Below are 25,004 nucleotides of genomic sequence, written 5' to 3' on the forward strand. Positions count from 1 at the left end.
TTCTCGGAATCGGTGGAGTATTGCGAATTTTGGGCCAAGTTGACGCAATATCGGATCATTCTTGAGTGGTTCATCGCAGGTTGGCGACCCAGAACCCACTCAGAACTTGCCTCAAAACCGATCGAGAGCACTGGGCCACTAAAACCGGAACCAGGCGAATTTGCCGGATGGTGTTCCGTATTGGACTGATATTTTCACAGGATTGCTCATTTTTCTTTGAATTTACCAAAAACAACATCCGATGCAGACGTAAATCTCAACAAAATGAATGAAATCGGAATAATACATAACTTGATCATCTGACCGTTACTTGTTGCAATGCGGATGTGGGGATGAAGCGCCGGGGTGACGGGAAACGCATTTCCGTCGGTACCACTGCGTTGGATCCCTGATCGCCCGATGGATTGTTGAGGGATTTTTGATGGCAAGCATCGCGTCCGGTGACGGTATGGGTTTCAATCGTGCCTCGATTGAAACCAGGCGCGCGCGCCTGCTGCCCGATCCCCTGCACGTGTGGATGGTGTTCCGACGTCGGCAATGGCTGTTTGCCGCCGTCGCTTGCCTTGCCTTTTCGGCCGTCGCCGTTGCCGTGCTGCTGGCGCGACCGGTCTACATCGCCACGGCCAGCGTGCTGATCGAACCGCGCAAGGCGGACACGATCGATCTGCAATCGGTGGTGCAGGGACTTCCCGCCGATACCAACGTGGTCGATACGCAGACGCAGATCATGGCCTCGCCCGCGACGGCGCTGGCGGTGGTACGCCAGCTTCACCTCGATCGGGAACCTGGCTTCAACGGCGACGCGGGGCTGCGTGGCGGGTCAAAAGGTCCGCCCGCAGAGGGGGCGGTTTCGAACCGGAACGCCGACCAAACAATGACTGCTGCCGAACGGCGCGCGTCCGCCATCCTGCAAAAGATCGTTACGGTGCGGCGACAAGGCTTGACCTACGTGATCGATATCGCCGCGCGATCGGGCGATCCGCGACGGGCGACGAACATCGCCAATGCCTATGCGTCGCAATATATCGCGATGCAGGCCGCACACCGCGCCGGCATGACCGAACAGGCATCGCAATTCGTGACTCGCCGGGCGGAGGAACTACGCCAGCAGGCGGTGACCGACGATGCAGCGGTGCAGAACTACATGATCGCGCACAACCTGATGAGCGCCGAAGGCGCCACCATGGCCGAGCAGGAGGCATCGCAGCTGAACCAGCAGATCACGCAGGCTCAGGCCACTTTGGCGCAAGAGCGCGGCAAGCTTGCCGCCGCCCGCGCGCAACTCAGCCGGGGCGGCGGTTCGGATATCGGGGCCGTCCTTGCGTCGGAAACGATCCGGGCGCTGCGTTCGCAAGAGGCCGTCGCCAGCGCGGAAGTGGCCTCTCTCGCGTCCCATTATGGCGAAAGTCACCCGGAGATGAAACGTGGCCGCCAGAACCTGGCGGACATTCGCGGCCAGATCGGCGCCGAACAGGAACGCATCATCTCCACCTTGCAGGCCAATGTACAGGTTGCCCAGAGCGGGCTTGAATCGCTGCTGGCCAGCCGATCGCGGGCACGCGGGGCGCTGGCGACGAATGGCACCGCGCAAGTCGGCCTGCTGGAACTGCAGCGCAAGGCGGAAGCCAGCCGTGCGATCTATTCCGCTTTTCTGCAACGGGCGAAAGAAACCTCGGCGGCGGCCAACCTGCCGCAGGCGGATGCCAGCATCTCATCACTGGCGCGGCTGCCCGACTATCCCGCCTGGCCGAACTACCGGCTTGGGCTGGCCTTGGGCGCCGTGGCGGCGATCGCGCTTGGCCTGCTGGCGGTGGGTCTTGCCGAATATCTCGACGGCAGCATCGTGACGCGTGAGGATGTTGAGGGCCAACTGGGGGCGACGTATGCCGGTGCCCTGCCGGATCTCAAGACCTCGGTCGGACGCGAATACCGCCAGACTGCGCCGCACCTCTACATTCTGGAGCGGCCGTTCTCGATCTTTGCAGAAGCGGTGCGTGCGGCCGGTGCCGCGGTCGTCAGGCCGACGGGGCGGGGCGGCCAGGTGATCGCGGTGACGTCCGCTCTCCCGCGTGAGGGCAAGACCACCTTTTCCATCTGCCTGGCCCGGATTCTGGCGGCGGGTGGGCGCAGGGTGGTGTTGGTGGATGGAGACTTGCGGCGCCATTCGGTCACCGCCGCGTTGCTGCCCGAACTGGGTGAGGACGAACGACTGCTTTCGGTGCTCGAAGGAAAGTTGCCGCTGGACGAAGCGCTGGTCCGCGATCCGCTGGTGCCGTTGATGATCCTGCCGACGTCCGGCCCCACAGGGACCGAAGACTACCTGACCGACGAGCGTGTCCAGGCGCTATACGCCGCGCTGCGCGAACGCTTCGAAGTGGTGATTGTCGATACCGCACCAGCGCTCGGCGTCGTCGATACGCGCCGGTTGGCGACCCATGCCGATGCCACGATAATGCTATGCCGCTGGCGAAAGACTGCGATCCGGGCTGCCCAGGCCGCCATCGACATTCTCGATCAGGCCGGCGTGCGAACGCTGGCTGTCAGCCTTTCCCAGGTGAACATCCGCCAATACGCCAGTGCCGGGCACAACGATGTCTATGGCTATCAGCAGAAATTCGCCGGCTACTACGTGAGCTGATGGCGCAGAGCGCAGGGAGAAATCACATGATCGCCTTTCCCGACACGCCTGAAGCCCGGCCGATCCGGCACGCGATCGCGCAATGCCGGCGACACTTCATAAACGCCGGTCTGTTCAGCGCCTTCCTGAACGTGCTTTACCTCGCGCCGTCGATCTACATGCTTCAGGTCTACGACCGGGTCGTGCCCACGCGCGGCGTGTTGACGTTGGCGGGGCTGACGCTGATCTTCATCGTGGCGATCCTGTCGGTGGGATTGCTTGACCTGGTGCGCAGCCGGCTGCTGTTGCGGGCGAGTACCCGGCTGGATCGGCAGCTGGCAGGCCCGATCATGGCGGCGCTGCTGGAAGTTTCCGCCGAGAGAGGGGGGCAGGTCAACGCGGCGACCCTACGGGAGTTCGACGTACTGCGGCAGACGATCACCGGCGTCGGCGTGTTGGCGCTGTTCGATGCACCCTGGGCGCCGATCTATATCCTCGTCTGCTTTCTGATCCGTCCGGCCATCGGGCTTCTCTGCATCGGTGGCGCACTGGCCCTGTCGCTTTTGAGCTGGCTGAGCGAACGCAGCAGCAGCGCACCGATGAAGGAGGCGGTTCGGCACGAACAGTCGGCCTATTCCAGTCTCGAACTCTCGTTGGGCGCGTCGGGCATGATCGGCGCGCTGGGAATGCGCGATGCGATGGTGCAACGGCATCTGCGCGAACGGCTCGAAGCCAATGGCATGGTGAACCGCGCCGGACTGGCAGCGACGCGATACAGCGCGACTATCAAGGCGGCGCGCTTGCTGTTGCAATCGCTGGCGCTGGGTATGGGGGCCTTGCTGGCCATCGAACAGCAGATTTCGGGCGGCGCGATCTTCGCGTCCTCGCTCTTGATCGCGCGGGCCTTGCAGCCGATCGAACTGGTGAATGGGGCCTGGAAGAACCTGCTCCAGGCGCGGGCTGCCTATGCCCACATCGTCGAGCTGTTCGGCCAGCGCGGCGATAACCACACGGCGACCGCGCTACCCTCGCCGAGCGGTGCGATTTCCGCCGAAAACCTCGGCATTGCCGCGCCCAGCCGGGACCGTTTGCTGATCGGCGGCGTCAGTTTCGTGCTTGATCCGGGTGAGTTGCTTGGCGTGATCGGCCCGAGTGGCGCGGGAAAATCCACGCTGGCACGGGCGTTGGTAGGTATCCTCCCGCCCGCGCAAGGTGCGGTACGGCTGGATGGATCGGACTTGCGCAACTGGCCGGAGGGGCAACTGGGGCAAGCGATCGGCTACGTTCCGCAGGAACCGGTGCTGTTTCGCGGCACGATCAAGGAAAACATCGCGCGTTTCGCCACCGAAGGCGTCGCTGCCGGCGCGCTGGACGAACGGGTGATTCAGGCCGCGCAGCTTTGTGGGGCGCATGACTTCATCGTCCGTCTGCCTCAAGGCTACGATACCGAATTGGGTTGGGCCGGCGGGGGACTTTCCGTGGGCCAGGCCCAGCGCATCGCTTTGGCGCGTGCCCTGTTCGGCGATCCGGTACTGGTCGTGCTGGATGAGCCCAACGCCGCACTCGATGCCGAGGGGGAGATGCGCCTGGGGCAGGCGCTGGACAGCCTCAGGCAGAAAGGCGTGACGCTGGTGGTGATCGCCCATCGCGCGGGCATCCTGCAGAGCGCGGACAAACTGCTGGTGCTGCGCGGCGGGCGCGTCGAGATATTCGGAGAGCGCAACGAAGTGGTGGCCCATCTGAACGCGCCGAAAGCGCGCGCTGCTGCGGAAGAGGTGGCGGGCGCCGGGGCGCGCCCGTTCGTGGCGCCGCCGGCGCATCAGGGCAAGCAACCGGAAAGCGATGAGCAAAAGGACGGCAGGGGCAACGCAGCATCGCGCCCGGTCGAAACGGAGGGGATGGAGCATGGCTAGCCATGTTGCGACGATCGATGGCGGCTTGGTGCCATGGAATGCGGCTTCAACCGCGCCGCTGGAGGACGGCGAGGCGCGTGACAGCCGGCTGGGCTGGATCGTGGTAGTGCTTTTCTTCGGCGTGTTCATGGGCTTTGCCCTGGTCGTCAGGCTGGATGCGGCGGCCTATGCCGATGCGATGGTCAGCGTGGCGGGCAGTCGGCAGGCGGTGCAGCACCGCGATGGCGGCGTGGTGGCGGCGCTTCATGTGCATGAGGGGCAGCACGTGAAGGCGGGCGATGTGCTGATCGAGCTGGCCGGCGCGGAAGTGGCCGCCAACGAACGGGCAGCGGCTTCGCAGGCAATCAACCTTCAGGCGGAGCGTGCTCGGCTGCTGGCGCAGCGTGCCGGCGCGCAGACCGTGGCCGAGCCTGTGGAATTTCGCTCGCTGGCGGGGGAGGACAGATTGCTGGCGGACGAGGCGATGCGCCTTCAGACCGGGTTGCTGGGCAGTCAACGGCGTTCGGTGGTGGCGCAGAAGGACGTACTGGGCCAGCAGGCGGCGCAACTGCGCGAGCGAATTTCTGGCATCGGCAACCAGTTGGTCGAAAACCGCAAGCAGAGCGTGCTGTTCGACGATCAGCTGGAAGGCATGAATCTGCTTGTCGAGAAAGGATACGCCAGCATCAACCGCGTGCGCGAGCTGGAGCGCGCCCGCGCCAATGTCGCCAGCGACCGGGCCAACCTGGCCTCATCCAGCGCTGGCGCGCGCGAACAGATCGGTGAGTTGCGGATGCAGGCGCTGACGATAGACGCCAGGACGCTTCAGGACGTGTCGCAGGCTTTGCGCGAGAACGAGCAGCAGCTGGGCGAAGCATTGCCCAAGTGGCAGGCCCTGCGCCGCCAACGCGATCAGACGCTGATCCGCGCGCCGGCCACCGGGCAGGTAGTCGGGTTGAAAGTCTTCACCGTGGGCGGCGTAGTGCCCGCGGGGCAGAGCCTGATGGAGATCGTGCCCGATGCCGCGCCGCTGGTGATAGAGGCGCGCTTCAGTCCTAATGATGCCGACGATGTCCATGTCGGACAGACTGCGGAAATCCGGTTCACTACTATGCACGAGCGCGACATTCCCGTTTTCGAGGGGACGGTGACCCGCTTTTCGGCGGATAGTTTTACCGATGAGCATACTGGCGCGCGCTACTACACCGGCGAAGTGACGGTGCCGGTGGAGGCCTTGCACGTCTTGCGGGATATCAAGGGCAGCGCGGACGGCATCAAGCCCGGCTTGCCCGCGCTGGTGCTGGTGCCGCTGAAGAAGCGCACGCTGATGCAGTATCTTGTCGAGCCGCTCAACCAGGTGCTGTGGCGCAGCGGCCGGGAGCACTGAGCGCGCCGTCGGTGCACGCGGCGGCATCGCCGTTTTTCCCAAGCTTGTCTGCCGTCCTCTCGCCAATCGTCCCAGGAGTGACAAGACGCGATGTTATTCGGATCGCTCGTTTTCATCTTCGCGTTCCTGCCGGTGGCGCTGCTGGGTTATCACGCCTTGCGCCTGTCCGGCCGGCAGGGCGGAGCGAAGGCCTGGATGGTGGCCTGCTCGCTGGTATTCTACGGTTGGTGGGATTGGCGTTATCTGTTGCTGGTCGGCATTTCCATAATCGCCAACTTCCAGTGGAGCCGGGTCATGGAACGGCATCCGCACGGTCGCTGGATGCTGGGCGCGGGGGTTGCGGGCAACCTGTTGCTGCTGGGCTATTACAAGTATGCGAACTTTTTCGTTCAGGCGGTCGATAGGCTGACCGGGCTGGAATGGCAGGTGGGGCGGATCGTGTTGCCCCTGGCGATCAGCTTCTACACCTTTCAGCAGATCGCTTATCTCGTCGAAAGCCGGCGGGATGGAAAAGCGGCCGACAGCTTCGTCGATTACGCGCTTTTCGTCCTTTTCTTTCCGCACCTGATTGCGGGACCGATCACCCATCACAAGGAGATGCTGCCGCAATTCGCGGTGGCTGGCCGCGGACGCCTGCCGGCGTCTTATGTGCGGATCGGAACCACGATCTTTGTTCTCGGCCTCGCCAAGAAAGTGCTGATGGCGGACGGCTTCGCGCTGTTGGCGGATCCGGCGTTCAACGCGGTTCGCGACGGCGCGGTGCTCGGTACGGCGGACGCCTGGCTGGGGGCCTTGGGCTATACCTTGCAGCTCTACTTCGATTTTTCGGGCTATTCGGACATGGCGATCGGCCTGGGGCTGATGTTCGGCATCCTGCTCCCCGTCAATTTCGCATCGCCATACAAGTCCACCAGCGTGGTCGAGTTCTGGCGGCGCTGGCACATCTCGCTCTCGCGCTTTCTGCGGAACTATCTCTACATCCCGCTGGGCGGAAATCGGCACGGGACGGTGCGCCGTTATGGCAACCTCCTGGCGACGATGGCGCTTGGCGGGTTGTGGCATGGGGCGAGTTGGACGTTCGTGCTTTGGGGCACGCTGCATGGCCTCTATCTGATCGTCAATCACGCCTGGAACGCGGCGATGCCCCGACGATCGGGAACCGTAACGTCGCGCGCGCTGGGCTGGTGCTTGACGATGTTGGCGGTAGTGGTTGCCTGGGTGCTGTTCCGTGCGGAATCGTTCGCCGGTGCGGCATCGGTTCTGCTGAGCATGGGCGGGTGGCACGGGACGGGTACAGTGGACGGGTTCCTGTTCGCGCGGCCACTGGGTTGGGCGGCCGTGATCGCTGGCTGGATCGTCGTCACTCGATTGCCAAGTGTGCTGGAACTGGCGCGCTATCCGCAATCCACGCCGGGCCTGCCGATCGAGCATGACGGCATCGTCCCCGTGCGACGTCAGACGCGGCCCTGGGCGGCGGCCGCTGCTTTGGGCGCGGTGGCGGCGCTGGCCTTCGCCCGCCTGCCCGATCCGGGCGTGTTCCTTTACTTCAACTTCTAGAGCGTCATCGCGTTGAGCGAAGATGCTCGGCCCCTTTTTCCGCATTTTCCGAGGCCTTGTCCGCAATCGGTCAACTCGAAAATGCTCTAGCGCGCGGAGCCTGACAGAGATGACCGGACCCGACCAAACCGGCCCCAGAACCATCCCGCTTTTCGCGATCGGGCTGGCGACGTTCGTCGCCACGCTGGCACTGATGGTGGCGCTGCCGCACAGCGACTACATTCGCTGGCAATCGGTGCAAACCGAAGCCTATGCCCGGCTGGGCTGGTCTTACGAACGCATTCACGACGATCCTGCGCCGCTCGACATTGCGCTGATCGGCACCTCTCACACCATGAACGGGATCGACGGCCTGGCAGTTGCGCAGACAATGGCGGCCAGCGGCTTGCGCGATGCCGGCGGGCGGTGTCTGACGGTGACGAACCTTGCGATCCCCAATTACGGGCGCAATCTCCACTACCTGCTGGCACGCGAGTTGCTCTCCACCCGCAAGCCGCGCGCCATCGTACTGGAAGTGCTGGAGAACGAGACGCGCAAGGCCCATCCGCTCTATTCGCACATCGCCGGAACGGCGGATCTGATCGATGCGCCGCGCATCGGCAATGTGAACTACCTGTCGGACCTTGCGCGACTGCCATATCGCCAGGTGGTGCTGGGGATAGAGAGCCTTGTTCCGGCCGAGTTCGGGCTCAGGCCCCGTTTCGATCCCGCGAATTACGACGGATCCACCGTGGACAATACGCGCGTGGTCAATGTCAACGGTCGCGCGCTTACACCGCCGCTCGATACAGCGATCGATTCCGCCAAGCTGCAAGCGGATGCCGCCGCATTGCGAGCGGACAAGCGCCTCAATTACCTGCCGAAAGTGCTGGAAGATTACGAATACGCGATGCCCAGGCGCTATGTCGCCGCCATTCTGGACCTTGCCGACCGGCGCGGTGTGCCCGTCTATCTGCTGTACCTGCCGGGCTACGGCAAGCCGGATCGCCCCTATGACATGAGCTACTACGGCAGGCGGCCGATGTTGGCGCTGAACGATCTGCTGGCCCACCGCGACTATTGGCACGATGTCCATCACCTCAATGCCCGGGGCGCGGCCGCGGTATCCCGGCGGCTGGGGGAGGTGCTTTCGCGCCGGATGGCCGGCGCGCCGGGGCTGGGCAGGGCAGGGCAGCCGGCTTCCGCCGCCGATTGCAATTTCGGCATTGCTCAAAGGCCGATCATCGAGCCGTTGGCCGGCCGCAGGACCATCGCGTCCGCCCTGGCAGATTGAGCGTGCCGGGACGGGGCGGAAAGTTTCGTCCGAAATGGGGGGATGACGGGACCGGCCGATAATCCGTGTTAGCTTGCCAACAGAAAAGTGCCGTTGCCGGGGGGCTCGGCCGATTCAGCGCAAACCCTGCGATCGAACGCGCCGCCCATCGGTGGAAAGGATCGAATGATGACGACCTGTTGCCCGGTGAGAACCCATTGCCGATTGCCGACCTTCGCGATGGCCCCGGTAATTCTGATGGCAATCCTGATGGCAAGCGCTGTGCCGAACGGCGCGTGGGCGCAATCGGCGCCGTCGCTCGCGGCCACTTTGCCACTGGCGTCCGCACCACTGGACAGTACTGCCCCCGGCGCGGCTGCAACGGCAATCGCCCGGCGGGACGATCGGTACAAGCTGGGTGCTGGCGACAAGGTGCGGATCACAGTGTTTGGCGAAGCGGCGATGACGGGCGATTATGCCGTGGCACCGAATGGGGAGATATCGTTCCCGCTGATCGGAACCGTGGACGCACGCGGCCATACGTTGGACGAGGTGGGGCAGAACATTCGCAAGCGCCTGCTGGATGGCTATCTGAACGACCCCCGCGTTGCGATAGACTTGCTGGAGTATCGCACTTTCTTCATTCTGGGCGAAGTGAACCGCCCCGGCGCCTATCCGTTCACCGCCGGCCTCACGCTGGGGCAGGCGGTGGCGACGGCGGGCGGCTACACCTATCGCGCGCGCAAGTCGAAAGTGCATGTTCGCCATGACGGTGCGCCGCAGGATCAACTCGTCTCCATAGAGGATATCGGTGGCCTCTCGATCGAGCCGGGCGACACCATCACCATTCCTGAGCGGTTCTTCTGAGCCATGGGGATCGCGCCGGCGTCGATCGACGTCATCATCGCCTGCCACGATGCTGCCGCCACAATAGTGCGGGCTATCGATTCCGCGCTGATCTGCCCGCAAGTGCGATCCGTGATCGTGGCGGACGATGCTTCGAATGACGGTACTGCCGATCTCGTGGAGCGTCACTATCGGTGCAACGCTTCGGTGATCGTGCTGCGGGCGGAATGCAATGCGGGGCCTGCCCGGGCTCGCAACCGGGCGATCGATCGGGTGGAAGCACCGTGGTTCGCGATCCTGGACAGTGACGATTTCTTTCTGCCGGAGCGCTTTGAAGCCATGCCGGCGACATGTGATTTCGATCTTTGGGCCGATAATATCCTGTTCACCGATCGGCCGGATCGGCTGACAGGCGCCCCTGGCACGGCGAAAGCTCGTGCCGAAGGCGAAGCCATCGATCTTGAACGCTTTCTGCTGGGCAATCTCGGCAACTTTCTGCAGCGGCGGCATCAGCTCGGCTTTTGCAAGCCGGTGTTCGGCACGGACTTTTTCCGCGCTTGCGGCGCGCGGTACGACGAGGAGCTGCGGCTGGGCGAGGACTTCGTGCTCGTGCTGGGCCTTCTTATGGCCGGCGCCCGGTTCCGCTTCACTCGCCGCTGTGGCTACGTGGCGATAGAGCGATCGAATTCACTCAGTGCGGTCCACAGCCTTGCCGATGTCGAACGCTTGCTCGCCGCAGAAGAGCGCTTGTCGCGCGACTGTCCACGGGGCGATGGCGCGGAAAGGGCATTCGCACGGCGATTGCGGGAAACGCGCTGCAAGGCCAACCATATGAGGACGCTGGCGCTTCGGCAGCAGCAGGGTGTGCTTTCCGGTGTAGCGGGCGCGCTGTCGCTGCCGGGGCGGCAGGGCTGGGATGTTGCCGGGGCGATCGCCGGAGACAAGCTGCGGGCTGCGCTATTGCGGTTCGGGATGCCGTCCGGAACTTTCGCGTATTACTTGCAGTCTCCTGGCGGCTTCGACGCATGAGCGAAAAGCGGTTGCTGGGCGGGGCGGCGGCGATGTCGATCGCTGGAATCGTCCGCGTGGGACTGCAGACGCTGGTCTTGCCGATCCTTGCCCGCATACTCGGGCCACACGAATACGGATTGGTGGCCTTGGCCATGCCGATCGTCATCCTGTCCATGGTCCTGTGCGATGGCGGTCTGCCCGCGCCTTTGATGCGGCGGTCGGAAGATGATGAGAGGGTCTGGGCCACCGCGCACTGGACGATATGCGCCAGCGGATTGGGGCTGGCATTGCTGGTGGTGATGGCGGCGGTTCCCCTGGCATGGCTGTGCGGCCAGCCGGACCTGGCGCCAGTAGTGATGGCGCTGGCTTCCACGCTGGTGCTGCAAGGGCTGGGCGCCGTGCCTGCCGCGCGCCTGCAAAAGGCGCAGGATTTTCGAAGTCTCAGCTTGGTGGAAATCTGCGCAACTCTGGCGAGCGTGGCGACCACTTTCGCCTTTGCGCTGCACGGCGCGGGGGCATGGTCGCTGGTGGCTCAGCAACTGACGTACTGGCTGCTGCGGATCGGCAGCGTGACGATTCTGGCGCGCTGGCGGCCCCAGCGGTATTACGATTTCAGCCTCATTGCGCAGGATCTGGCGTTCGGCTGGTCGGTGTTGAAAGTGAACCTTGTCAATTTCGCCACACGCTCGCTCGACGTCGTGTTGCTGGGCGTGGTTCGGGACAGTGTCCAGGTAGGGCTCTATGCGATGGCGCTGCAGGTCGCGCGGCTGCCGGCCAACGTTATCCTCGGGCCATTTCAAGGCGTATTCCTGTCGCATCTCGTGCGGATCAAGGACAGCCCGGAGCAGGTGGCGGCGATGCTGGTCAAAGTTTCCACCGTGATGGCGGCGCTGGTCGTGCCGACCACGGCCTGTGCGGCCCTGATCGCGCCGGATATCTTTGCCGTGATGCTGTCTGAAAGATGGCGCGGGGCGGGGATCGTCTATGCCGCGCTCGTACCCGGCGCGGCGATTCAGGCAGTCGTCTTCCTGGTCATGCCATGCCTCGTCGCGCTTGGGCGGCCCGACCGGCAGTTACGGCAGACCATGCAACTTACTCTGCTCTGGGTGATCTTCGCGGCAGTGGGTGCGTTGGGGGGGGCGGTGGGCATCGCCGCTGGCACTGGATGCGCATACCTTATCGGCGGCCCCCTGATGGTCCTTTCGCTACGGGATGTGCTTCCCTTGCCGCAACGCACCTATCTGGGCATGGTCGTGCTGACGCTGGTTGCGGCGGCCTTTTCGATGGCCGCTCTGGCCGCATTTCGCGAGGTGTCCGGAGCGACCGGCATTCCGCTGGTTGCCGTGGGCGCTTTCTGCGCGAGCGGCGGCGCGATGCTGGCGCTTGTCCTCAACCGGTCAATCCTTGCGGCGCAGCGGGACCTGGCGATGATAGCCTGATCGCCCGTTGGGGCATGGCTTGACGCGGCGGCGCTGGGAAATTTCAAGCTTTGGATAGGGATGGGGGCAGGCGCTTCCCGCTGATACGCGGCAGCGCGATGCGTTTCACAATCGGGCGCGAATCCCACTCCGCCGTCTGGCGGCCATGCGTGTACTTCGCGTTTTGTCCGAGTGGGCCGGGGCCTTTCAGGGAATTTGCCGAGCACTATTTCCCGAGCAGGTGGTAAGTATTATTGCCGATCGACTGTTGCTGCCAATTCGGATGTTATTTCTGTCCGACGATTGGTTAAGACGTGGCGATTCTGCACGCGTCATGGTGAGAGGCGGAGTTTCCATCCTGCGGCATTTTTCCTGCGTGTTGCCCTTGCTATTATCTCGCGGAGCCATGAGATCGGCGATAATGCACGGGAAACATGCGCAAAACCGGCTCGAGAGCGGGATGGAAGGGTGGTTTGCACCTGTCTGCCATTTTGTTCGAACCATGCCGAGGCGTGCTGGAACAAAGCTTTTGGCGACTGGCCCGGCGTTGGCCCCGGCAAGAATTACTGCGACCGTAAATGGATCAAAATATAACGACTTATATACTTCGGCCGACCTAATCGTCGCGTGACTGGAGAATTACGATGCTCAATGCGACGATCAAGGTCTGTCACGATACCGATGAAGATGATCGGCGCAGCCAGAATGATACGCGGATTCCCGTCGATCACGACGGAACGCTGCGCAAACCCGACGGTGAAGCGGTAGATATCCGGATAGAGAACTTCTCTTCACGGGGATTTCGCTTCGCATCGCGCCGCTGTGATCTTGAAGTTGGCACGGTGGTCAGCGTTGGCCTGGATGGTGCGGGATTGCAAAAGGCGGCCGTCGTCTGGCGGTCGGGCGCCATCTACGGATGTGAGTTTCTGACCCCGTTGCCGCGTGATCGCATGGCCAGTGCCTTCAGTCATGCCCGGGGCACGCGCGGGAAGGTGCCCGCTGGTACAAGCCAGGCGCCGGAACCGCAGGTGACGAGATGGCCGGGTTCGGTACGCCTTGCCCTTTTGCTTTCCGGCGCACTCGGCTCGTGGGCCTTGTTCTACGCCGCCGCCAGATTTTTGCTCTTCTGAGCAGGCGGACGTGGAAGGGTAGAGCCCGCGACATGCGGGCCCTACCGAGATCCGTTCAGACGCTGACCGGCACTGACGAATAGAAGTGAAAATCGTCCGTGGTCAGTAGGCTACCATTGGTTGACGTAACGTAGATGGTTTCCGAGTAGCCCGTTGCCGCATCATGCAAGGTGTACTTGTAGATCGTGCCCCGTCCATCCGGCAGGACCTGCCCACGCGGGTCGGCCGTGAATGTCGATCCCTCACCCATGCCGTAGAACACCAGATCATCGCCGCCGGCCGCGCCGGCCCCCGCGAAATCATAGACCATGTCGACAGTCGCATTATCGGCACTGAGATCCGACGCATGCCATAGGAAAGTGTCGTTGCCGCCCCCGCCCCACAGGAAGTCATTACCCTTGCCGCCCGTCAGCACGTCATGGCCGGAACTGCCGTTCAGATTGTCCTTGCCCGCTCCGCCGTCGAGTTGGCTACCTCCTGCCAGCGCCACGAGAACATCGTTGCCGGTGGTGCCGACGACGTAAAACTTGCTACCGGTGGCGTAGATATTGTCTGCCATTGTATAGCTCCATTCTGAAGTTGATCGTTCAGACCCCCTGTTCAGGTCGCTCACGATTTTGGATGGTTAACATTTTAATATTGTTTGCTAACTGATTGAATTTATATTCGGGTGATCATTGGCCAGCGTATTATTACGTGGCTGTAGAATTGCGCTCACAGAAGCAGTTGTTCGATAACCTCGAATGTCTGCGTTCAGCGTCGCGTTTTTTTATGGGGAGACCCGATCATTACATCGTTTGTGGCGCCCCAGGATGGGGCGCCTGCGTGGCGAGTTCACGCTGCGGGATTATGAAATTCAAGAAAATCGTGAGTGTTGGCCGAGATCATCGAGCGGATCCGATTATATCGCATCCGCAAATCCTCGAAGCTTTGCAGCGGGACCCAATAGCGCGGATCGCCCAGCTGGCCTTCGGCGCAATCGCACTGTTCCAACCGCGCCGACAAAGCATCGATCAGCAGGGCCAGTTTGCGGAACTGATGGGCAGGTATGGATACGCAGGCATCGTTCGCCGCGTGGGCAACGGCGTTTTCCATGCAACGCGCTTCGTGGCGCGCCAGTGCCACGAAATCGTCGGGTTGCGTATCCGTATTCAGATTTCCCATCTCTCCAGCGCCTTGCAGTGAAGGGTGCCGCATTAGGTAAAGCATGCGGTTAACGCGTCGGTCGAGCCTTGCGCATAAGCTGCCGACGGTTTCGCGGAAAGAATAACCCGATCCGAATTCGATCAGTCCGGCTTCCTTCAGAGGTGATGTGAAGAATTGTTCGGCGATTTTCCAAGTAGAAGCGGGTAAACGCGTATATAATCGATGCCGATAGTGCCGCTGGGTGGATGTGCCGGGTCGGGGTCGTGTGCCCAAGGTCCGCCTACGGCAAGGTTTACCAGCAGGTACATCGGCTTGTGCATGTCTGCGGGCGTGGGCGTGCGGTCTATTTCGCGACCGTCCACATAAAAGGCAATCATCTGCGGGGTCCATAGCAGGCCGTAATCATGGAATGTGCGGGCTGCCGTGGGCACGGTGGCAACGGCATGCGTATAGGCGCGCGGCTTCTCACCGGACGCGGACGTGTGGGAGACGGTGCTCATGGTAATCTTCGTGGGATCCCGGCCCAATTGTTCGAATATGTCTATTTCCGGTGGCCACGACCCGTCTGCGGGAAGCAGCCAGAACGCGGGCCATAGGGATGCGCTATCGGTCAATCGCGCGCGGATTTCGAAGTAGCCGTAGCGCTGGGCGAAACTGTGCCGGGTGGTCAGCAGGCCCGAAGCATAGCGATAGCCCCACATTCTGCCCGCTTGTGTGTCGGAGACGGGGGCCGCGGTGATCGTCAGCATCCCGCGCGCGATCCGGAAGGGATTCAGGCCCAGCGGTTGCGATGCTGTCCCGCGGAAATCGCGATCGACGTAGAGTTGCTTTTCACCATTCGTGGGAAGCGTGAAGGCAGCGACGCCGGCGTAGTCGAAGCTGGTGCGCCAAGGCCCGCCCTGGTCTTGCAGACGTAGCTGGTCGAACTCTTCCGCGAAGGATGGGTGGTCGCGATCTATCGGCAGGGCGCCGGACGGGGGGGCAACGTCGATTGGCCCGGTTGCAGGGGGCGGCACAAGATCGGGCACCAGCACCAGCAACAATGCCAGCACCGACAAGCAGACCAGCAACCCGCTGGCCAATTGCAGTGTTCGGGGATGGCGGCCGGCAGCCGCCACTGCCTTGCTTCGCCAAGAGGGCCCGTGCACCGGAACCGGTCTCGCGGTCATGGTCCTGGCGACAATGCCTGGGCAGCGATGGCCATCCGGGAGAGGGCCGCCGACGCCGGGGAAACGTCCGCCTTTGGGGCTCCTGTCGCCGCGCCCGCCTGAACGCCCGCATGAACGATGGCATATCCGCCATCGTCGGCGGACGCAGGTGGAGCGATGAACGTGGCGGTGAGTGCAGGTAGCCCATCGGTCAATGTGGCCCGCGCGACATCGTCCGCAGGTGCGGGGCGCGTAACGATTTGCGTGCCGGTGGCGGCCAGCCGCGCGACTTGTGCATGAAGTGCCGAATTCGGCTCAATCGTGCCGATTACCAGGGCGACCGGCTCTGATCCGACATGCGGATCGCGCCGCGATCGCAGCCTGCGACCAGCGCCTTCCCGGGCCGAGGTCGCAAGCAACCACCATGCGCGCCAGTCGCCACCCAATGCGCGAAGAGCAGGGGCCGGGCGCCGCGCCTTGATGTGGCCGATCGCGCGGGTGTGGCGAAGCGAGGTCCGGATGCCGGCTGTTCTTCGCCGGACGGCGGAGCGGACCTCCGCCGCGCTGTCATGGTCGAGAATGGCGTCGGCCGCGGCCAGCATTGCCGAAAGGTCGGCCTCGCTCTGGCGATGGGACGTGGACGCCTCATGCCGGCGGTAGAAATAAGTCGGCCGCGGAAGATAGGCGTATCGTGCGCCGCGCGCCATCATTCGGGCGACAAGATCGTAATCCTCGGCAATACGCAGGCGGGAATCGTAAGTCAGGTTGTGAAGGCGCAGGAATTCCAGATCCAGCAGAGGTTTGAGATAGCCCGCGCAGACCGGATCGCCGAACGCGCTGTTTGCGCGCACATATTCGGCCAGCCCGATCTGCCGCGCCGTCCGCCATGCCGGGGTGTCGGCGAAAAGCGTGGTTCGGGCGATACCCTGCGCGATGGAAAAGCCGATCATGTTGGTGGCGACGATCTCGGCGCCGCTTTCCTGGCCATGCGCCACCAGTCTTTCGATATGACGGAAATGGAGCAGGTCGTCGCTGTCCAGAATCGCCGCCCAACGTCCGCGCGCGGCGGCAAGGCTGGTGTTGCGCACAGCGGAAAGTCCTGCGCGGGGGCCGTCGATCACGCGAATGCGCGGGTCGCTGGCCGCATGGGAAAGGGCGATGGCGCGGGTCTCGTCGGTCGATCCGTCATCGACGACGATGACTTCGATATCGGCGAAACTCTGCGCGCAGGCCGAACGCAAGGCTGCGCCGATGAATGGGGCGGTGTTGCGCGCCACCATCAGCAAAGAGACCTGGGGTGTCGAAGGCGATTCCGGTGAAGATTCCGAAGACATGGGGCTGAGACCAAAGCAAGTGTCGGCAAATGAAGCGGGGCCCCCTTGCGGGAGCCCCGAGCATTCGTCCCGGACGTTCTTGGATCAGCCGAAGAAGCTGAAGTCATCCGAAGAAAGCGCCGATCCGGACATGGAAGTCACATGCAGCGTTTCGTAGTGCTGGGTGGTGGTGTCGAAGAGCTTGTAGACGAACACGCTGTGCCCGGCCCCGTCGAGATAGGCCCCGTTCTTGTAGGTGCTGGTGTCCAGCGTCAGCGTGGAACCGGCGCCGAAGCCTTCGAAGCGCAGTACGTCGCCGCCAGCCTTGCCGGCGCCTTCGAAGTCGTAGATGCGATCCACGGTCTTGTTGTCCGCGCCGATGTCGCCTGCCGCGAACTTGAACATGTCGTTACCTGCATCGCCGAGCAGGAAGTCATTGCCCTTGCCGCCGACGATCGTGTCGTCCCCGGCGCCGGCATTGATGTTGTCATTGCCGTCGAGGCCGAAAAGCACGTTGTTGGCGGCATTGCCGGTGATCACGTTGGCCAGTTCGTTGCCGGTGCCGTTGATGGCTGCAGTTCCCGCCAGGGACAGGTTCTCGACATTGGCAGTCAAGGTGTAGGAGATGCTGGCGCAGGCGGTGTCGGTGCCTTGATTGAGCTGTTCGACCACCGCATCGCCGGCGCTGTCCACGCGGTAGAAGTCGTTGCCCAGTCCGCCCACCATCTTGAACTCGCCGCCCAATCCGCTGAGCGAGTCGGCGCCATCGGTGCCGGTCTTCACGGCCGTGGAGGCGACGGTGCGGTCGACGAAGGTGTAATCGCCGCTGCTGAGCGGAGCGCCCGACATCGAGGTAAGGTGAACCGTTTCGAAGCGCTGGCTGGCCGCGTCATAAAGCTTGTAGACGAACACGCTGTGCCCGGCGCCATCGAGATAAGTGCCGTTCTTGTAGGTGCTAGTGTCCAGCGTCAGCGTGGAGCCGGCGCCGAACCCTTCGAAGCGCAGCATGTCGCCACCGGCCGCGCCGGCGCCTTCGAAGTCATAGATGCGGTCCAGCGTCTTGTTGTCCGCGCCGATGTCGCTGGCATCGAACACGAAGGTGTCGTTGCCGGCGGCGCCGAGCAGGAAATCGTTGCCCTTGCCGCCGACGATCGTGTCGTCCCCGGCGCCGGCATTGATGTTGTCATTGCCGTCGAGGCCGGAAAGCACGTTGTTGGCGGCATTGCCGGTGATCACGTTGGCCAGTTCGTTGCCGGTGCCATTGATGGCTGCAGTTCCCGCCAGGGACAGGTTCTCGACATTAGCGGTCAAGGCATAGGAGATGCTGGCGCAGGCCGTGTCGGTGCCTTGATTGAGCTGTTCGACCACGACATCGCCGGCGCTGTCCACGCGGTAGAAGTCGTTGCCCAGTCCGCCCACCATCTTGAACTCGCCGCCCAATCCGCTGAGCGAGTCGGCGCCATCGGTGCCCAGCTTCAACGTAGCGGTCGGCGTGGGGGCCGCGGTGTCAGGGGTTGTTCCGGTGGCCGTCCCCGTTCCAGTCCCAGTACCAGTACCTGCCGTCGCGCCGCCGGTGGAGCCGGTCGACCCGCCAGCGCTGATCGCGGTGGCAGCCTGATCCAGCGAATAGGCGTGGACATAGTCGATCGAATAGGTGCCGGTCATGCCGGCGGACGGCGCGCCCGCCCAGCTGCCGCCGACCGCAAGGTTGAGCAGCATGTACATCGGCTTGTTCATGTCGGCCGGGGTTGCCACCTGACCAACTTCCACACCGTCGATGTAGAACGTCAGATGATCCTTGTCCCACAACACGCCGTACTTGTGGAATTCGGTGGTGGCAGTGGGCACGTCGATGATGTTGTGCGTGTAGGTCGCAGGGCCGGTCGCCTTGGAAACCGTGCTCATCCACAGCGCCGTGGGATCACGGCCCAGCTGTTCGAACACGTCGAGTTCGGGCGGCCACGAACCGTCTTCCGGCAGCAGCCAGAAGGCAGGCCACAGGCCCTGGCCAGCCGGTAGCTTGGCGTTTACTTCAAAATAACCATAAAGCTGCGAGAAAGTACCCTTGGTGGTCAGCAGGCCCGAAGCGTAGTTGTAACCCCACATCGAATTGGCCTGATCGCTGCTTACCGGTGCGGCGGTGATATCCAGCACGCCGTCGTGGATCTTGAAGGGGTTCAGGCCCAGCGAGGTGCTGCTCGATCCCTTGAAATCGGCATCGACGTAAAGCTGCCGTTCCTGATTGGAGGTCAGCGTGTACTTGGCAAGGCCCGCATAGCCGAAATTGGTGTTCCAAAGGCCGCCGGCCGATTTCAGCGAGAGGCTGTTGAATTCGTCATCGAACGTCAGCTTCATCTTGGCGGTGTCGATCTGCAGCTGGAAATCGTTGGCGGTGAAATCGCCGACCGAGTGGTTGCGGAACAGCAGGGCTTCACCGCTGGCCAGCGTCAGCTTCACGTCGCTGCCGACCTGGGTGAGCAGCGAGCGAACCTGATCGAACGACGTAAGGCCGAAGCCGTCGAGGCGCGCAGTGTCCACGCCGTTCTGGAAATCGACGACGACATCGGTGCCGCCGCCCCTGGACATGACGAAGATGTCGTCACCGTCGCCACCCACCAGCACGTCGTTGCCGGCCATGCCGTTCAGCGTCTGGTGGCCGGTCTGGCCGATCAGCACGTTGTCGAGCGAATTGCCAAAGGCGGAGGTGTTGGTGAGCGAAAGCGAGAGAATTTCAACATTGTCGGGCAGGACATAGCTGACGGTGGAGCGGATCATGTCGGTGCCGCCACCGGCCAGTTCGGTGATCACGCTATTCTTGCTGTAGACCTGATAGGTATCGTCGCCCAGGCCGCCGGCCATCTTGTCGGCACCATCGTTGCCGAAAAACCAGTCATTCTTGGCAGAACCGGTCAGTACATCGGCGGCAGTGGTGCCGTAGATCGAAGAATTGCTTGCGGCCTGATTGCCGATGCTCAGTCCAAAAGCGTTCAAATAGGAAGTCTGAATACCCATGGCATTTATTCCTGATCAAAGAGCCAGCGGCTCGGTGTGATCATGGAAATAGCCGGTCGAATTAATCGAACCTGCAACGCCTTTGGTTTCCGGCGTGGTAACAATTTTAACCTGTTAGAAATGATAATAATGTATTTTACTTGTTTTATGTGTTGATCCTTATTGCGGCGAATAAGTGTCTATTGTTCCGAGTTTTATTTTGAGGTTCTTGCCTTGAGCGCTTGAGAGCCGCACGCTTGGTCGCGTATTTTTATTACGCGAAGTGGGAGTGGAGGGCGGCTTTATTGCAAAGGATTGCCGTCTTTGCCGGACGGACCGCGCGATCCTTTCCGTGGTGCCTCCAAAAAAAATGTGCACCTGCATGCGTTGCGGGCACTGCGACCGGAAATGACGGAAGATGAACCACTATGGAGGTGGTAATGGCGGTCATTTGCGGCCGCTCCATTTGCCGCAATCCATTTTTTTCATAGGCTTGGGCGGACTTTAGCAGCGATTCGCGCGCGCGTTCGAGAGGTTCAGAATGGGGCTCCACTCCCGCCAGACCGAATTGGTAGACTTGGTCCTTCGCCCCGATGCGGACGCCTATGCTTTTGTTTCCATGAATGATTTTTCGATTTCGGGCGCGCCATCCGGGGCCCCCTCGCGAATCGAAGCCCCGCACGATCAGGCCTGGCGCGAATCAATGGTGCCCTATGCCGTGGATTGGCGGCGGCGGCGGATGCTTTTCACGCTGCACCCATCGAACGACTTCGCGGCAGGATATGCCTTCCTCTATCAGGCGCAGCGTGAGCAGGCGCGGCAGGGAGTGCTGATTTCCTTCGATGCGTTGGACGCTTTGTTTCCGGCCTCGGCCGCGCCCGCGAAGGCCACGTTTCTGTTTTCGGTGGGGCGGTGCGGTTCCACGCTGGCGGCGGATCTTCTGGGTGCCGTGGACATTTCCGGCGTATCCGAACCCGGCGTCTACGAACAGTTGGTGGAAGGGCATCGCCGCTCGTGGCTGAACCGTCGCGACCGGGCGCGGGTGATCCGCGCGACCACGCAGGCCCTCTGCGCCTTCTTCGGTGCGCCATTGGCGGTGAAACTGCGCGCGCAGTGTACCATAGTGGCGCCGGAGATCGCGGCGGTCACTCAGGGGCGCTGCGCCATGATTCTGCGCGCGCTGGAACCTTGGGCCCTATCCACCTATCGGGCCTTCGGGCAATGGCCGGACAATCGGCCTGACGAACTGGCATGGCGCTATGCCAACGCCATCAAGATTTTCGACGCGCTCACCCGCGCTGGCCGGCGGCCACATCTGATATGGTATGAAGACATGCTGCGCGATCCCGCCACCCTCCTGCGGGCCGTGGGCGCGGATTTGGACATTTCGGAACCCCAGAAACATGCGCTGGCCGCGACCTACAAGCGCGATTCGCAAGAAGGGCTCAGCATCGGTCGTTCGGGATCGAATGTCAGGATGCAAGCGGATGTCCTGCAGGAATTCAGGCACCGCTGGGCGCGCATGGCGCCCAATCGGCTGCTTGCCCGCTATGGCATTGCCGACCGCCTGTAAAAGGCAGCCGCGGGTTCACATCCGCTCAGGTCACATCGGAAGGCAAGGATTGGAACGCCACCGATCGTGGTTTCCAGGTAGCGACCCGATCTGCAAGCTTTCGCAGACCGGCGGCGAAGGCGCTGCGGACAGGCGGGCTTGCCCAGCGCTGCAGCATCAGTGCAATTCCGATCATCGTTAAGCCCGCCAGCACTATGCACGCCGCGTCAGGCAGGCCCGTCGCGGCCTTGATCCGGGCAATCAGGCTGATCCCCGGCACTTGGTGTACCAGGTAGAGTTCATAGGAAATGCTGCCGATGAAGCCCAGCGGCGGCAGCCTCAGCCTGGGGTTGAAATACGCCAGCGCGAACACTGCGACCGTTCCCAGCGCCAGCAGGCCGTGAGTGAGGACGGAGGTTTTGCCATCATAGGCGATGGTCCCGAAATTCATGATCCAGGCGAAAATGCCGCTGACGCCAAGCACCAGGGCCGGAACGCGTTCGCGCGCGTTCATCGCGTACCAGGCGGCCATGCCTACCAGGAAGAAGCCGATGTAGGGTGAGATCATCAGCTTGTCGCCCAGGCCCGGTGCCGCTGGATATACCAGCGGCCCCAGCACACCCAGCGCCGCCAGCGCGATCCAGAACCGTTCGCGGGCGATCAGATAGCCGACCGCGACATAGAAATAGAACTTGGCTTCCACGCTGAGCGTCCAGAACGCCCCGTCCGTATAGCGCGCGCCGAATTCGGTCGGTACCAGCAGCAGCGTCAGCAGCAGATCGCGCGGAGACGAGTGCAATTGCCATGGCCCGAACACCAGCGGCACGATGAACGCGCCCACGGCGGCGATCAGGAACGCAGGGTAGATGCGGAGGAACCGGCTAATGGCAAATCGCGTTGCCGATCCGGCGCGCAGTACGCTCAAGGTGATGACATAGCCCGATATCACGAAGAACATGTGCACGCCGAAGCTGCCGATCGCCCAGTCGCGCGACCAGAGCGTGTCGTAGTGCAGAATGTCGTAAGGAAAATCGGGGGGGGCCCAGCGGATGGTGTAGTGGAATGCCATCACGCCCAACACCAGAACGGCGCGCAGCAGGTCTATGCTATGATTCCGGCTGCCGTGTTTGGCACCATTACGGTCCATTCCGATCCCCTGACTGTTCGGCGATGCTGTACGAATTCGGCAAGGCGGCGCATTTCGCGACGCGCTCCCTCGATCCGGATGACGATGCGCGGAACAGATACCCCAGACTGCGGCCAGTCCGTCCCTGCAACCGAGGTTAGTCTTGAAGAAGGCGTCGCGGCCAAGGCCATATCCTCCATTCTGGCGGCACTCATCCTCTTCGCCCATATGGGCAGCGCGTTGGGGCCGGCGGTTCCGGTGATTTCGCTCTGTGCGTCGCTGGCGATATTGCTGTTGCTGAGAAACCGCATCGATCGGCGGCTGCTGCCGTTCGGCTGGCTTTTGCTTCTGCCCTGCTTCGCGCTGGCGTCGACGGCTTGGTCCCGCACGCCCATGGTGACGCTCTATTATTCCACGCAACTGGCGGTCACGGTGCTGGGCGCCGTTTCCGTCTGGCTGTCGACCGATTTGCGCGGCTTCATCCGGCAATTGTTCACGGCGTCGCTGGCGATTTGCCTGGTATCGCTGGCCGCGGGGCAGACCGGTCCTTCGATGGCGGGGCCGGTGTTGGTGGGCATTACCGGAAGCAAGAATGCCATGGCCGCGGCAGGCCAATGCCTGGTGTTCTGTGGTCTTGCCGTGGCGATGGACCCGCGGCAGCCGGCCTTATGGCGCATGGCCGGCGCATTGGGCCTGCCGCTGGGCGGATGGATCGTGGCGATCACGCAGGCTGCCACGATCAAGATTTTGACTTTGGCGATGCCTTTGCTGTGCATCGGCGTGGTGGCCCTGCATTCGTGTCCGGCAAAGATCCGCCCCTTTCTGATGGCGGTACTGCTGCTCGGCACCGTGGCGAGTGGTACCGTCGCGGGACGGGTGGCGGAGCGGGCCGAAGAGGTAACGCTCAAGACTTTCAACAAGGACAAGGGGCTTACCGGCCGTGCCTATCTTTGGACGGTGGCCTGGCAGAAGATCGCTGAACGGCCGTTGCAAGGGTATGGCTACAAGGCATTCTGGATGAGTGGATCGGCAGATTCCATCGGTCTCTTGCGATCGCAGGGGATCGCGGATCCGCGCACGTTCAGCCTTCACCAGACTTATCTGGAGGCCTGGCTGGATCTGGGATTGGGCGGACTGGTGATCGTGGCGGCAACGCTGGCGACGGGATTGATCGCCGCCCTCAATCGCGCTGTCCGCTTTTGCGAGGTGCCCGACATATTTCTGGCAGTATCGGTGGCCAGCCTTGTCATCCGCTCGTTCGGAGAGACGTTTTTCCAGCCGTTCTATGCCTACGGCACGATCGCGGTCGTGCTGATCGCCTTTGCCGTGTTCGGTGGCGGGGCATCCGGGCCGATTTCCGCGTCCGATTCCCGTTGGCGCCGCACCAACCGCCATGGGATGCCATTCAGAGCGTGACCAGCGCGGCGATAGTGACGCGGTTTTCGCGATAGACGTGTTCTGCCTCGGAAGAGGTTCTGTCGCTGAACCGATAACCCACCCGAACAGAGAGGCGGCGGCTCACCAGCAGGCGTGCGCCCGCTTCCGCGCGGATCTCTCGGCTGGAAGGGGAGGGGCCGAGGGGCGCGATGGTCAGGTGACGGGCTCCGGCGGAAAGGATCAGATTGCGGCGATATTCGTGGTCTGCGCCCAGGCTGAACTCGGTGATGCGGTTGCCGGCAATCGTGGTTGAAGCGGCTTCGTCCACCCGCCTGTCGGCGCTGAAGCGCAGCGATGTCAGGCTGGTGAGGTTCCATAGCAGGTCCGCACCGAAGGAAAGGCCCGAAGTGTCGCGCAGCTGGGGGGATCTGTAGTTGCGCCGCAGATAGCCGATGCGCGCTTCTCCGGTCAGCAGGCTGGTCAGTTCGAAGCGCAGCCCGCCTTCCACGCGAAGGCCGCGGGAATCCCGGTCAAGATGGGTAGGCTGGCGCGGATCGCCGGCCGCCAGCGTGTAGTCGATCCGCCCCAATGCCGCGCGCGCGATGGCACGTATGCCGGGCCGGAATTCGTAGCCGATCAGAAGGTTGCCGGCGTAGTCGTTGCTGTCGCGATAGCGTTGCGACAGGCTTTGCCCGTCCGGATAAGCCACCGAGGAGAAGCGCAGGGCCGTGATCGATCCACCCACGCCCAGTGTAAGGCGACCGGCGGTTCGCTGCGCATTCAGCGTTACCCCTTCGCGCGTGAAGCGGGACGGCTCCGATGCGCCCGTCGGGCTGTTGAAGCTGGCACGCGGTTCCGCTTCTCGATCTGCGGTGCCCGATCCGGCGATCCAGCTGTCGGCGGCAATGTCGTATCGCCCCTCCAGCCGCGCGCCATAGCGCGAGACGTCTTCCGATGTCTGCCGCAGGTGGAGAGACTGGTCGTAATGCGCCGAAAGGCCCAGCGCGTGGCGGGTAAAGCCGGACCGCAGGGAGACTTTCGACGTCAGCAATGCGGCAAGATCGGATCGCCGATCCTCACCGGTGGCCAGTACGTTGTCGGTAGCTTCGGTGGCCAAACCGAATTCGGGGTAGACGAAGAAAGAGCCGATCCGCCCACCGATCGGTGCATATTCGGGACGAAGGCGATCGGCCACGCTGGTGCCTTCCGGCAAGATTGCGGCATGGCCTGAGGTGGATTGA

The 25,004-nt window shown here is 62.8% G+C and carries 18 protein-coding genes; 11 read left to right on the top strand and 7 right to left on the bottom strand.

All coding sequences use genetic code 11. The features are described 5' to 3' along the window. Positions 1-421 precede the first annotated feature (421 nt). The 9 genes from ACZ1JV_RS13145 to ACZ1JV_RS13185 all read left to right on the top strand — a co-directional run bounded on the left by ACZ1JV_RS13145 (position 422) and on the right by ACZ1JV_RS13185 (position 13,110). Positions 422-2,638 (top strand): GumC family protein, encoded by a 2,217-nt coding sequence (locus ACZ1JV_RS13145; protein ID WP_465151890.1) that lies wholly within the window; start codon positions 422-424, stop codon positions 2,636-2,638. Positions 2,639-2,664: 26 nt separating this feature from the next. Continuing rightward, a complete protein-coding gene (locus ACZ1JV_RS13150) occupies positions 2,665-4,530 on the top strand; it encodes a type I secretion system permease/ATPase (protein ID WP_465151891.1) in 1,866 nt (621 codons plus the stop codon). Next, positions 4,523-5,896 (top strand): HlyD family type I secretion periplasmic adaptor subunit, encoded by a 1,374-nt coding sequence (locus ACZ1JV_RS13155; RefSeq protein ID WP_465151892.1) that lies wholly within the window; start codon positions 4,523-4,525, stop codon positions 5,894-5,896. The genes ACZ1JV_RS13150 and ACZ1JV_RS13155 overlap by 8 nt, the downstream gene beginning before the upstream one ends. 90 nt (positions 5,897-5,986) lie before the next feature. Next, a complete protein-coding gene (locus ACZ1JV_RS13160) occupies positions 5,987-7,453 on the top strand; it encodes an MBOAT family O-acyltransferase (protein WP_465151893.1) in 1,467 nt (488 codons plus the stop codon). A gap of 109 nt (positions 7,454-7,562) precedes the next feature. Further along, entirely contained in the window at positions 7,563-8,726 is a 1,164-nt protein-coding gene (locus ACZ1JV_RS13165; protein WP_465151894.1) for a hypothetical protein, read from the top strand. Between the two features lie 249 nt (positions 8,727-8,975). After that, the gene (locus ACZ1JV_RS13170; protein WP_465151895.1) at positions 8,976-9,572 is read left to right on the top strand and encodes a polysaccharide biosynthesis/export family protein; all 597 of its coding nucleotides are present in this window, start codon (positions 8,976-8,978) and stop codon (positions 9,570-9,572) included. 3 nt (positions 9,573-9,575) lie between these two features. Further along, entirely contained in the window at positions 9,576-10,580 is a 1,005-nt protein-coding gene (locus tag ACZ1JV_RS13175; RefSeq protein WP_465151896.1) for a glycosyltransferase family 2 protein, read from the top strand. Next, positions 10,577-12,001: a lipopolysaccharide biosynthesis protein gene (locus ACZ1JV_RS13180; RefSeq protein WP_465151897.1), complete on the top strand. Its 1,425-nt coding sequence runs from the start codon at positions 10,577-10,579 to the stop codon at positions 11,999-12,001. Before ACZ1JV_RS13175 ends, ACZ1JV_RS13180 begins: the two co-directional genes overlap by 4 nt. A 623-nt stretch (positions 12,002-12,624) precedes the next feature. After that, entirely contained in the window at positions 12,625-13,110 is a 486-nt protein-coding gene (locus ACZ1JV_RS13185; RefSeq protein ID WP_465137568.1) for a PilZ domain-containing protein, read from the top strand. 55 nt (positions 13,111-13,165) lie between these two features. Here the strand turns inward: ACZ1JV_RS13185 and ACZ1JV_RS13190 are convergent, their stop codons facing one another. The 5 genes from ACZ1JV_RS13190 to ACZ1JV_RS13210 form a co-directional block, all read right to left on the bottom strand. Continuing rightward, a complete protein-coding gene (locus tag ACZ1JV_RS13190) occupies positions 13,166-13,669 on the bottom strand; it encodes a hypothetical protein (RefSeq protein ID WP_465137569.1) in 504 nt (167 codons plus the stop codon). A gap of 275 nt (positions 13,670-13,944) precedes the next feature. Then, positions 13,945-14,205 (bottom strand): hypothetical protein, encoded by a 261-nt coding sequence (locus tag ACZ1JV_RS13195; RefSeq protein ID WP_465151898.1) that lies wholly within the window; start codon positions 14,203-14,205, stop codon positions 13,945-13,947. A gap of 206 nt (positions 14,206-14,411) precedes the next feature. Further along, on the bottom strand, positions 14,412-15,374 hold the full coding sequence (locus ACZ1JV_RS13200; protein WP_465151899.1) for a glycoside hydrolase family 16 protein: 963 nt from the start codon (positions 15,372-15,374) through the stop codon (positions 14,412-14,414). A 47-nt stretch (positions 15,375-15,421) separates the two neighbouring features. Further along, complete coding sequence (locus tag ACZ1JV_RS13205) at positions 15,422-16,738, bottom strand: glycosyltransferase family 2 protein (protein WP_465151900.1); 1,317 nt, start codon at positions 16,736-16,738, stop codon at positions 15,422-15,424. 84 nt (positions 16,739-16,822) lie between these two features. Continuing rightward, positions 16,823-19,729 (bottom strand): family 16 glycosylhydrolase, encoded by a 2,907-nt coding sequence (locus ACZ1JV_RS13210; protein ID WP_465151901.1) that lies wholly within the window; start codon positions 19,727-19,729, stop codon positions 16,823-16,825. A gap of 718 nt (positions 19,730-20,447) precedes the next feature. On the opposite strand from ACZ1JV_RS13210, the gene ACZ1JV_RS13215 reads away from it, so the two are divergent. Beyond that, positions 20,448-21,281: a hypothetical protein gene (locus ACZ1JV_RS13215; RefSeq protein ID WP_465151902.1), complete on the top strand. Its 834-nt coding sequence runs from the start codon at positions 20,448-20,450 to the stop codon at positions 21,279-21,281. A 25-nt stretch (positions 21,282-21,306) separates the two neighbouring features. On the opposite strand, the gene ACZ1JV_RS13220 is transcribed toward ACZ1JV_RS13215, so the two are convergent. Continuing rightward, positions 21,307-22,407, bottom strand: a complete 1,101-nt coding sequence (locus ACZ1JV_RS13220; RefSeq protein ID WP_465151903.1) for an acyltransferase family protein — start codon at positions 22,405-22,407, stop codon at positions 21,307-21,309. A gap of 84 nt (positions 22,408-22,491) precedes the next feature. Here ACZ1JV_RS13220 and ACZ1JV_RS13225 point away from each other — a divergent pair, with 84 nt between their 5' ends. Next, positions 22,492-23,802 carry an O-antigen ligase family protein gene (locus ACZ1JV_RS13225; RefSeq protein WP_465151904.1) on the top strand — a complete coding sequence of 437 codons (1,311 nt, stop codon included), beginning with the start codon at positions 22,492-22,494 and terminating at the stop codon, positions 23,800-23,802. On the opposite strand, the gene ACZ1JV_RS13230 is transcribed toward ACZ1JV_RS13225, so the two are convergent. After that, positions 23,792-24,958: an outer membrane beta-barrel protein gene (locus ACZ1JV_RS13230; RefSeq protein WP_465151905.1), complete on the bottom strand. Its 1,167-nt coding sequence runs from the start codon at positions 24,956-24,958 to the stop codon at positions 23,792-23,794. The genes ACZ1JV_RS13225 and ACZ1JV_RS13230 overlap by 11 nt on opposite strands. Between the last annotated feature and the right edge of the window lie 46 nt (positions 24,959-25,004).

The organism is Novosphingobium sp. BL-S-19 (assembly GCF_055521675.1).

Bases quoted from the DNA above. Each gene is read 5' to 3' on its own strand.
- ACZ1JV_RS13145 (WP_465151890.1), top strand. From the start codon at position 422: ATGGCAAGCATCGCGTCCGGTGACGGTATGGGTTTCAATCGTGCCTCG.
- ACZ1JV_RS13150 (WP_465151891.1), top strand. From the start codon at position 2,665: ATGATCGCCTTTCCCGACACGCCTGAAGCCCGGCCGATCCGGCACGCG.
- ACZ1JV_RS13155 (WP_465151892.1), top strand. From the start codon at position 4,523: ATGGCTAGCCATGTTGCGACGATCGATGGCGGCTTGGTGCCATGGAAT.
- ACZ1JV_RS13160 (WP_465151893.1), top strand. From the start codon at position 5,987: ATGTTATTCGGATCGCTCGTTTTCATCTTCGCGTTCCTGCCGGTGGCG.
- ACZ1JV_RS13165 (WP_465151894.1), top strand. From the start codon at position 7,563: ATGACCGGACCCGACCAAACCGGCCCCAGAACCATCCCGCTTTTCGCG.
- ACZ1JV_RS13170 (WP_465151895.1), top strand. From the start codon at position 8,976: ATGGCAAGCGCTGTGCCGAACGGCGCGTGGGCGCAATCGGCGCCGTCG.
- ACZ1JV_RS13175 (WP_465151896.1), top strand. From the start codon at position 9,576: ATGGGGATCGCGCCGGCGTCGATCGACGTCATCATCGCCTGCCACGAT.
- ACZ1JV_RS13180 (WP_465151897.1), top strand. From the start codon at position 10,577: ATGAGCGAAAAGCGGTTGCTGGGCGGGGCGGCGGCGATGTCGATCGCT.
- ACZ1JV_RS13185 (WP_465137568.1), top strand. From the start codon at position 12,625: ATGCTCAATGCGACGATCAAGGTCTGTCACGATACCGATGAAGATGAT.
- ACZ1JV_RS13190 (WP_465137569.1), bottom strand. From the start codon at position 13,669: ATGGCAGACAATATCTACGCCACCGGTAGCAAGTTTTACGTCGTCGGC.
- ACZ1JV_RS13195 (WP_465151898.1), bottom strand. From the start codon at position 14,205: ATGGAAAACGCCGTTGCCCACGCGGCGAACGATGCCTGCGTATCCATA.
- ACZ1JV_RS13205 (WP_465151900.1), bottom strand. From the start codon at position 16,738: ATGTCTTCGGAATCTTCACCGGAATCGCCTTCGACACCCCAGGTCTCT.
- ACZ1JV_RS13210 (WP_465151901.1), bottom strand. From the start codon at position 19,729: ATGGGTATTCAGACTTCCTATTTGAACGCTTTTGGACTGAGCATCGGC.
- ACZ1JV_RS13215 (WP_465151902.1), top strand. From the start codon at position 20,448: ATGCTTTTCACGCTGCACCCATCGAACGACTTCGCGGCAGGATATGCC.
- ACZ1JV_RS13220 (WP_465151903.1), bottom strand. From the start codon at position 22,407: ATGGACCGTAATGGTGCCAAACACGGCAGCCGGAATCATAGCATAGAC.
- ACZ1JV_RS13225 (WP_465151904.1), top strand. From the start codon at position 22,492: ATGCGCGGAACAGATACCCCAGACTGCGGCCAGTCCGTCCCTGCAACC.